Genomic DNA, 1,858 nt, shown 5'->3' on the forward strand with positions numbered 1-1,858 from the left:
TGATCTCGTACCGACTGTCAACGCTTATTCGTGGCGTCGGAACGAGGCTCTACGCTGGTTCTGGCATGGGCTGGTTCCTGCGAGACTGGCGGACTTCGAGCGGCACGGTGAATCGCTCAACGACGATACGCTTGCCTTCCTGGACAGTAATCGCGTTGCCTTCCCGGTCCCGAAGCACGTACGGCTCGCCGGTCTTCAGCACTCGATAGATCCGGTTGATCAAACGCGTAGCAACTGCGCAAATGGCCTGCTTGTGGTGATGTCCCTTGTTCACCATGAGACGCCAGTAAACGGCGGCAAGATCTGGATCGATCTTGCGTGCGACGTCCGCGGCGATGTAGAGCGCCCGCTTGACACGGTCGCTACCGCTCTTTGTCAGCCTCTGGCCGGGCTTATCCAGGCCACCCGACGAATTTCTGGTCGGGAACATGCCGCAGAAGCCACGGATGTGATCCTCGTTACGGAAGCGTTTTGCGTAGCCGAGTACGCCGATGAGCAAGGGAGCCAGGGTCGCCCCAATGCCAGGGATAGACCGGAGCGCATTTGACGGATGCACTCGCTGGTAGATTTGCTCGACCTCATGCTCGATCGCGCTGACGTGACGATCCCACAAACGCAAATGTTCGACCTCCTGTGCCACCTCGAATTGCAGTGCAACGAAATCGACACTATCACCATGGAGCTCGATGGTCTCTTCGGCCGCTGACTTAAGTTTCTCGACCAGCGAATCGATAAAGGGGCCGCTCTTGGGATGATTTCCTGACGCGTGTCGCGACAGGAATCGGGCGAGTACATCGCGTCGCATGGCGACAACCTTGCGCGGATCGAACAGCTCGCCGAGAATTGCTAGCGTGAGCTGCGTCACGGTATCGGGTAACACGGGCTCAAGGGCCGGGCAGGCCCAGCGGATGAGGTCAAGAACGCGGCGCCGCGCAGAACATACCAGTTCCTGATAGCGGTGACGCTGTTTGGTCAGTCGTTGTAGCGAATGTTGCTCGGGCCCTGGCACATGAACTGGGTCGAGACCACGACCACCAAAGCCAGGTATTGCGCCCAATACATGCGCGTCGGCCGCATCTGTCTTGGCGTGCTCGCTGAGGTATTTGCGCAACGCTTTCACGCGCTGACCTTTTACCCGAATGACCTTGATTCCGGCACGCTGCAGCCAGTTCGCCACCGGAAACCATGCCATGCCGGTTGGTTCCATTACTGCTGTGATCGGCGTGTCTGCGCTGACGCCACTCTTGATGGCTGACACGAAACGCCTGAGGTCGGTTGACGTCAAACGGAAGCGAATCGGCTTGCCAATTGCACGTCCATCGTCGAAGATCTGCGCGACCTGTACTGCACTGATTGCCAAATCGATGCCGACGGTTCGGTGACGCACGGGTGCATTGCTGATAGAAGCCATGAGTTATTGTTCTCCTTATCAACGAATCAGAGGGCTCGTTGCTGGGCAGCACTGCCAGGTGTTTCATTCGTGGCCGCTTGAAATTCGCAGATTCATGCGCCACCATCTCGTTACTCTTGCCTGCGCCAGCCCGAACCCTGCAACCATGGGCTTCACATCGTCGGGACGAACTTTGCGGGCTCTCCCACGTTCTTAAGGTCGCCGGGCCCGGTGCCCGCAGGCAAGAGTACCAGCGAGTGATCGGGCGGAGTTGAACGGCGAGTCAGAATCGACAGAAGCTCGGCCTCATACTCTTGCCCCTCGGCGTTCGCCCTGCGCCCAGATTCAGATAAGAAGCTATTGAATTCGATGGTACGAGGTCGACCCGCGATCACTTCGTCGAGGCGCCTTGCAGCCCCATCATCGACTTGGCCCTCGGCGTCAACCCCGCACTGCTATAGATACCTG

Annotated in this window: 1 protein-coding gene; it reads right to left on the reverse strand. The window is 58.4% G+C overall.

The genetic code is table 11. The features are described 5' to 3' along the window. Positions 1 to 49: 49 nt before the first annotated feature. A complete protein-coding gene (locus F6X42_RS42480; RefSeq protein WP_187639711.1) occupies positions 50 to 1,411 on the reverse strand; it encodes an IS110 family RNA-guided transposase in 1,362 nt (453 codons plus the stop codon). Positions 1,412 to 1,858: the final 447 nt, after the last annotated feature.

This window comes from Paraburkholderia podalyriae, from assembly GCF_014397785.1.
Taxonomy (GTDB): Bacteria; Pseudomonadota; Gammaproteobacteria; order Burkholderiales; family Burkholderiaceae; genus Paraburkholderia; species Paraburkholderia podalyriae.

What these genes read in the sequence shown, in the direction of transcription:
- F6X42_RS42480 (WP_187639711.1), bottom strand. Translation starts at nt 1,411, where the DNA reads ATGGCTTCTATCAGCAATGCACCCGTGCGTCACCGAACCGTCGGCATC.